Annotated in this window: 6 protein-coding genes and 1 pseudogene; 2 read left to right on the top strand and 5 right to left on the bottom strand. The window is 76.0% G+C overall.

Features of this window, described 5'->3' with window-relative positions:
• The 4 genes from purH to htpX all read right to left on the bottom strand — a co-directional run.
• Positions 1–1,032: bifunctional phosphoribosylaminoimidazolecarboxamide formyltransferase/IMP cyclohydrolase (purH, locus tag Q0112_RS08950; protein WP_297974153.1), on the bottom strand; the 1,032-nt coding region annotated here is incomplete at its 3' end.
• A 42-nt stretch (positions 1,033–1,074) separates the two neighbouring features.
• Positions 1,075–2,793 carry a heparinase II/III family protein gene (locus Q0112_RS08955; RefSeq protein WP_297974156.1) on the bottom strand — a complete coding sequence of 573 codons (1,719 nt, stop codon included), beginning with the start codon at positions 2,791–2,793 and terminating at the stop codon, positions 1,075–1,077.
• 63 nt (positions 2,794–2,856) lie between these two features.
• Positions 2,857–4,167 carry a transcription antitermination factor NusB gene (locus Q0112_RS08960; RefSeq protein ID WP_297974159.1) on the bottom strand — a complete coding sequence of 437 codons (1,311 nt, stop codon included), beginning with the start codon at positions 4,165–4,167 and terminating at the stop codon, positions 2,857–2,859.
• A gap of 5 nt (positions 4,168–4,172) precedes the next feature.
• The gene (gene htpX, locus Q0112_RS08965) at positions 4,173–5,111 is read right to left on the bottom strand and encodes a zinc metalloprotease HtpX (RefSeq protein WP_297974161.1); all 939 of its coding nucleotides are present in this window, start codon (positions 5,109–5,111) and stop codon (positions 4,173–4,175) included.
• Between the two features lie 71 nt (positions 5,112–5,182).
• On the opposite strand from htpX, the gene Q0112_RS08970 reads away from it, so the two are divergent.
• Together Q0112_RS08970 and Q0112_RS08975 are read left to right on the top strand one after the other, a co-directional pair.
• Entirely contained in the window at positions 5,183–5,371 is a 189-nt protein-coding gene (locus Q0112_RS08970; protein WP_297974164.1) for a DUF1674 domain-containing protein, read from the top strand.
• An 18-nt stretch (positions 5,372–5,389) separates the two neighbouring features.
• The gene (locus tag Q0112_RS08975; RefSeq protein ID WP_297974166.1) at positions 5,390–6,196 is read left to right on the top strand and encodes a glycosyl transferase; all 807 of its coding nucleotides are present in this window, start codon (positions 5,390–5,392) and stop codon (positions 6,194–6,196) included.
• Positions 6,197–6,246: 50 nt separating this feature from the next.
• Here the strand turns inward: Q0112_RS08975 and Q0112_RS08980 are convergent.
• Positions 6,247–6,570: pseudogene (locus Q0112_RS08980) on the bottom strand (glutamate--cysteine ligase); the annotation flags it as partial.

Here is a 6,570-nt window from a genome sequence, read left to right on the forward strand (position 1 = left end):
CTCCTCGGTGGCGTCGGGGGCGATGACGACCTCGGTGAAGATCTCGGCGATCGCCGCCGCCGTCGCCGCGTCGAGCGTGCCGTTCAGCGCCACGATGCCGCCGAAGGCGGAAGTGCGGTCGCAGTCCCAGGCGGCGCGGTAGGCTTCGAGCAGGTTCGCGCCGCGGGCGACGCCGCAGGGGTTGGCGTGCTTGATGATGGCGCAGGCCGGGCCGTCCGCGGGGGCGAACTCGGCGACGAGCTCGAAGGCGGCGTCGGTGTCGTTGATGTTGTTGTAGGAGAGCGCCTTGCCCTGCAGCTGGCGGGCGGTGGCGACGCCCGGGCGGGTGCTGCCGTCGCGGTAGAAGGCGGCCCCCTGGTGCGGGTTCTCGCCGTAGCGGAGCGGCTGGGCGAGCGTGCCGGCGAAGCTGCGCCGCCGTGGGGCGGGGTCGCCGAGGGCGCCGGCCATCCAGCCGGAGACCGCCGCGTCGTAGGCGGCGGTGCGGCCGAAGGCGGTGAGGGCGGCGGCGCGGCGGAAGGCGAGCGAGGTGGCGCCGGCGTGCGCCTCGAGCTCGGCGAGGAGCGGGGCATAGTCCTCGACGTCGGTGAGGACGGTGACGAAGCCGTGGTTCTTCGCCGCCGAGCGCAGCATCGCCGGGCCGCCGATGTCGATGTTCTCGATGCAGGCGGCGAAGTCGCCGCCGCCGGCGACGGTCGCCTCGAACGGGTAGAGGTTGACGACGAGGAGGTCGATCGGGGCGATGCCGTACTCGTCGAGCGCAGCGGCGTGCGCGGGCAGGTCGCGGCGGGCGAGGAGGCCCGCGTGCACCATCGGGTGCAGCGTCTTGACCCGGCCGTCGAGCATCTCGGGGAACTCGGTCACCTCGCTGACGTCGCGGACCGGCAGGCCGGCGGCGCGCAGCGCCTGGGCGGTGCCGCCGGTCGAGAGCAGCTCGACGCCGCGGGCGACGAGGCCCTCGGCGAGCGGCAGGAGGCCGGTCTTGTCGGAGACGGAGATCAGAGCGCGCCGGATCGGCACCAGGTCGGGAAACATGCGGCGGGCGGCTCCTCGCGGCCAGGGGCGGTCCCGCGGCGCTCAGGGCGCGGCGCGCGCCTCGGCGATGCGTCCGAAGGACCAGGTGACCTGGCCGAGATACTCGACCACCTCGCTCCGGACAACCACCTGCCGGGTGGGGAGAGGTGCGGCGGCTGCGGGGTCGAACCAGACCGAGTCCTCGAGCGAGAGCAGGCCGCCGCCGGTGCGGAACATCCAGACCTCGCCGCTCGGCAGCGCGAGGAGCACGAGCTGGCGCCCCTCGTCGAGCTCGGGGGTGACGGCGGGGTGGAGGTGGAAGCGGGCGGCGAAGCCGAGGCGGCCGGCGGCGGCGGCGCGCTCGAAGCGGTCGCGGGCGCCGGCGTCGGGGACGGTGAGGATGTCCTCGCCGCGGACCTCCTGCCCGCGGGCGTCGACGTAGAGCCGGCGCTCCTGCAGGAGGCCGTGGCTGGCGACATAGCCGTCCTGGGTGGCGAGGAGCCACTGGCCGGTCGCGTCCTGGGCCTGACGGACCGAGACGAGCGCCGGGCCGTCGGTGAGCGGGGTGCCGAAGGTGCGGGCGGCGAGGCCGCGGTCGGGGAAGCGGGCCGAGGAGCACCCGTCGACCTCGATGCCCGACTGCGCCGCGGTCCGGCGGGAGAGGAGCGTCCAGTCGCCGCCGAAGGCGCGGCCGGGGCCGGCGTTGACGACGAGGCGCTGGCGGCCGGCGCTCATCTCGAAGGCGAGCGTGGCGGCATGGGCGGTGAGCGCGCCGGGGCCGGCCGGCGGGGCGGCGCCGTCCATCACCACGACGACGCGGCCGCCGGCGAGGCGGGCGAAGCCCATGGGCAGGCGCGGCTTCGGCTGGGCGACGAGGCGGAGCTCGGCGAGCGCCTGGTCGATGCGCTCGGGCGTGCCGGCGCCGCCGCCGTGGAAGCGCGCCACCCCGCCGTCGCCCATGCGGAGCGGGCGGAGCACCGGGACGGCGCGGACGATGGCCGAGAGGTGCGGCGCCATCGCCTGCTGGCCGGCATTATCGAGGAGGCGGGCCGTCCAGATGAGCAGGGTCAGGATCTCGGCGAGATCCTCCGGGGCGCGCGAGGGGGTGCCGCCCTCGGGATCGACGAGGGCGTCGGCGAGGGCGGCCATCTCGGCGAGGGCGGCGGAATGGCCGGGGTGGGGCAGCACCACGCCGCTCCAGACGAGGCCGGCGAGCGCGCGCAGCCGCGGCGGGCCCTCGGCGGCCTGCGGCCAGGCGCGGGCGAGGTAGCGCTGGTGCGCGGCAAGGGCGCGCCAGAAGCGGTCGGCGCCGCCGCGGTCGAGGCCCTGAGTGAGGAGCGCGGCGTGCAGCGCCCAGCGCTTCGCGCGCCGGCCGGCCGCCTCGGGCACCCAGCCCGGCCCGCCGCCGTGGCCGAAGCGGGTGATCCAGTCCTGCACCCAGGCCTGCGCCAGCGCGCGTGCCGGGCGGTTGCCGAGGGCGGCGAGGTCGTCGAGCCAGAGCGAGGCCTGCCGTTCGGCCTCCAGGCGGCGGTCGGTGAGCGGCGCGGCCCAGATCGAGCCCTTGCCGACCGGGATCTCGCGGCCGAGCGTCGGCCAGCGGCCGTCGAGGAGCGCCTGCCCGGCGTCGGCGTCGCCGAGGAAGATCGGCTCGGGGAGCGTCTCGGCGACCTGTGGCCGGCCGCCGAGGCGGGCGCGGTGCGCCCAGATGCGGTTCTGCCACCCGCGCGGGAGCCGGGCGATCTGCTCGCCCAGGGCCTTCAGCGTCAGTGCGGGCGAGGACATGGGCGGGGCGGGACCGACAAGGTGATGATTGTCAGGACGTTATTGCCGCGCGGGGGGCGCTTGTCACGCGGCATCGGCCGCGGCGTCGCCCGGCTTCGCGAGACAGGCGGCATAGAAGCCGTCCATGCCGCCGCGCTCCGGCCAGAAGTCCGGGCGGAGGCGGAGGCCGCCGGCGGCGTCGATCCAGGCCGGGTCGATGCCGAGCGCGGCGGGATCGGGAGGAGCCATCCGCGCGCCGGGGGCGGCGGCACGGAAGCGGGCGAGCTGGTCCTCGCCTTCGGCCGGGAAGAGCGAGCAGACGCAGTAGACGAGCCGGCCGCCGGGAGCGAGCCAGCGCCAGGCGCGGTCGAGGAGCGCCGCCTGGAGCGCGAGGAGCGGCGCGAGCTCGCGGCCGGCGCGCAGGAAGGGCAGGTCGGGGTGGCGGCGGATGGTGCCGGTGGCCGAGCAGGGGGCGTCGACGAGGATGGCGTCGAACGGCGCCTCGGGCTGCCAGGCGAGGGCGTCGGCGGTCACGACCCGGGCGGCGAGGCCGGTGCGGGCGAGGTTCTCGTGCAGGCGGCGGAGGCGCGGGGCGGAGAGGTCGAGCGCGGTGACGTCCGCGCCGGCGGCGGCAAGCTGCAGCGTCTTGCCGCCGGGGGCGGCGCAGACATCGAGCACGCGCCGGCCGGCGAGGTCGCCGAAGAGGCGCGCGGGCAGCGCGGCGGCCGCGTCCTGCACCCACCAGGCGCCCTCGGCGTAGCCGGGCAGCGTCGAGAGCTGCACCCGGCCGGCGAGCCGCAGGTTGCCGGTCGGCAGGAGCTCGGCGCCGAGGCGTTCGGCCCAGTCCGCGGCCTCCGCCGGGTCGCGGAGGGTGAGGTCGATCGGGGGCGGCCGGCGGTGGGCCTCGGCGATGGCGGCGACGGCCGCGGGACCCCAGGCCGCGGCGATCGGGGCGGCGAGCCAGTCGGGCAGCGGGGCCTCGGGGGCGGCGTCCCAGAGGGCGGCGCCGCCCGCGGCGACCCGGCGCGCCACGGCGTTGACCAGCCCGGAGAGGTGGCGGGCGTGGCCGGCCTGGACGAGCCGCACGGCGCCGTCGACGGCGGCGTGCGGCGGCACCTGGTCGAGGTTGAGCTCGGCCACCGCGAGGCGAAGCGCGTTCATCGCCGTGGGGGGCGGCGGCTTGCGGAGGAAGGGCGCGAGGACGGCGTCGATGCGGCCGAGGTGGCGCAGCGTGCCGGTGGCCAGCGTCTGCGCCCGCGCCCGCTCGGCAGGGGCGATGGCCGCGAGCGGACCACCCGCGGCCTCGGCCTGCTCGGCGAGGGTCTGGCCCCGCTCCAGCACACCGGCGAGGAGCGCGGCGGCCGCCCGCCGCGCCGCGAGGCCCGGGGCCGCCATGCCGCTCAGCGCCGGCGGACGACCGGGATCGGGCTCGGCCGGGTCGGGATCCCGGCGTCGAGCCCGGGATTGCCGCCGCGACCGCTGCCGGGACCGCGGCCGCTGGCGCCCGCCATCGCCTCGAGGGCGCGGATACGGTTCTCGACGTTCGGATGCGTCGAGAAGAGGTTGTCCATCCGCTGGCCGGAGAGCGGGTTGACGATGAAGAGGGGGGCCGAGGCCGGGTTGCGCTCGGCGGTCGGCATGACGATGCGCTGGGCGGTGGACGAGATCTTGCGCAGCGCGCTGGCCAGCGCGAGCGGCTTGCCGCTGATCTCGGCGCCGAGCCGGTCGGCGGAATATTCCCGCGTGCGGCTGATCGTCATCTGGATGAGCGCCGCCGCCAGCGGCGCGAAGAGGACGGCGAGGATCATCCCGAGCGCCCCCATCCCGTTGTCGCGGTCGCGGGCGCCGCCGAAGAAGAAGCCGAACTGCGCCAGCATGGAGATGGCGCCGGCGACGGTCGCCGCGACGGTCATGGTCAGGATGTCGCGGTTCCGGACATGGGCGAGCTCGTGCGCGATCACCCCCTCGAGCTCGTCGGGGCCGAGGAGCTGGAGGATGCCGGTGGTCGCCGCCACCGCGGCGTTCTCGGGGTTGCGGCCGGTGGCGAAGGCGTTCGGCTGCGGCTCGCGGATGATATAGACCTTGGGCATCGGCAGGCCGGCCTGCTTCGCCAGCCGCGCGACCATCTCGTGCAGCTCGGGCGCGCTGGCGCGGGTGACGGGCTCGGCATTGTGCATCCGCAGCACCATCTTGTCCGAGTTCCAGTAGGCGAAGGCGTTGGTGGCGACGGCGAAGAGGAAGGCGATCGTCATGCCGCCGGTGCCGCCGATCGCGTAGCCCACGACCATGAAGAGCGCGGTCATCGCCGCGAGGAGCAGCATGGTCCGGAAGTAGTTCATCGCGCGTCCCGCCCCCTTGCGGCACCCGGATGCGGGGTCCATGATCGCCCCGCCGAGCGTGGAGGGAATATATGTCTGGGGAGCCGAGCGAAAAAGAGGCGCGCCGCGAGGCCGCCGCCGCCCGCGCGCTGGCGGAGGCCGAGGCCCGGCGCAGGGCGGCGTCGGCCGCGGAGCTGCCGCCCGAGATCGGCGGGCGGGACGGGCCCGAGCCGGTGCGCTTCGGCGACTGGGAGCGCCGGGGGATCGCGGTCGACTTCTGACCGCGCCCGGTCCGCCGGATGGAAAAGCAGGTCATCTGCATCAGCTGGGGCCCGAAGTACGGGGCGCGCTACGTCAACCGGCTCTATGCCGGGGTCGCGCGCAACATCACCCCGCCCTTCAGCTTCACCTGCTTCACCGACGATGCCGCCGGGTTCAACCCGGCGATCCGCGCCGAGCCGCTGCCGCAGCTCGAGGTGGCGATGCCGAGCGGCACCAAGGGGATCTGGCCGAAGGCGCGGCTCTGGGGGGCGGAGCTCGGCGGGCTGAAGGGGCCGGTCCTCTTCATGGATCTTGACCTGGTGGTGGTGGGCTCGCTCGACGACTTCTTCAGCTATGGCGAGCCGGAGGAGGTGATCCTCTCCCGCAACCCGAACACGCCGGCCGAGCGGCTGGGGCAGACCTCGCTCTTCCGCTTCCCGGTGGGCAAGCTCGTGCCGCTGCAGGAGATGTTCCTGGCCGATCCGCAGGGGGTGGCCGACCGCTACCGGTTCGAGCAGCGGTTCGTGACGCGCGAGGCGCCGGGCGGCGTGCGCTTCTGGCCGAACGCCTGGGTGCGGCATTTCCGGGCGCATTGCGTGCGGACGCTGCCGCTCAACTTCTTCCTGCCGCCGAAGCTGCCGAAGGACGCGCGGGTGGTGATCTTCCCGGGCGGGCTCCTGCCGCCGCACGCCATCGCCGGCCACTGGACCGGCGGCTACCGGCCGGGGACGCCGGGGGCGCACCTGCGCGGGCTCTTCGCCCGCGACCGGCCGGACCCGCCGCTGCGCTACCTGCGGCACTACCTCCGCCCGGCGCCGTGGGTGGCCGAGGCCTGGCGGGAGTGATCGGCCCGCGAGCCCGTGCCCGCGCGGGGATCGCCGGGGAGCCGGCGGCCTCAGTAGCTGTAGTCGGCGTAGATCCGCGAGAGATCGCCGCCCCAGTCGCCGGCGTAGCGGGCGAGCAGCTCGTCCGAAGCGGTCATGCCGGAGGCGACGATCTCCTTCAGCGCGTTGAGGAAATGCGTCTCGTCGCCGATCATCCCGCCCGCCCCCGGCCGCGCCCGCGCCGCGAGCCCGGCCTCGGCGATGGCGAGGACCTCGCCGGCCAGGTCGCGCATCGGCCGCCCGCGGATCTCGGCGCGGAGCCCGAGCCGCCCCGCGTCCCGGCGCAGCCGGTCGCGCTCCTCCGCCGTCCAGTCGCGGCAGAGATCCCAGGCCGC

Origin of the sequence: uncultured Amaricoccus sp. (assembly GCF_937858865.1) — a bacterium.
Taxonomy (GTDB): domain Bacteria; phylum Pseudomonadota; class Alphaproteobacteria; order Rhodobacterales; family Rhodobacteraceae; genus Amaricoccus.

What these genes read in the sequence shown, in the direction of transcription:
- Q0112_RS08955 (WP_297974156.1), bottom strand. Translation starts at nt 2,793, where the DNA reads ATGTCCTCGCCCGCACTGACGCTGAAGGCCCTGGGCGAGCAGATCGCC.
- Q0112_RS08960 (WP_297974159.1), bottom strand. Translation starts at nt 4,167, where the DNA reads ATGGCGGCCCCGGGCCTCGCGGCGCGGCGGGCGGCCGCCGCGCTCCTC.
- htpX (WP_297974161.1), bottom strand. Translation starts at nt 5,111, where the DNA reads ATGAACTACTTCCGGACCATGCTGCTCCTCGCGGCGATGACCGCGCTC.
- Q0112_RS08970 (WP_297974164.1), top strand. Translation starts at nt 5,183, where the DNA reads ATGTCTGGGGAGCCGAGCGAAAAAGAGGCGCGCCGCGAGGCCGCCGCC.
- Q0112_RS08975 (WP_297974166.1), top strand. Translation starts at nt 5,390, where the DNA reads ATGGAAAAGCAGGTCATCTGCATCAGCTGGGGCCCGAAGTACGGGGCG.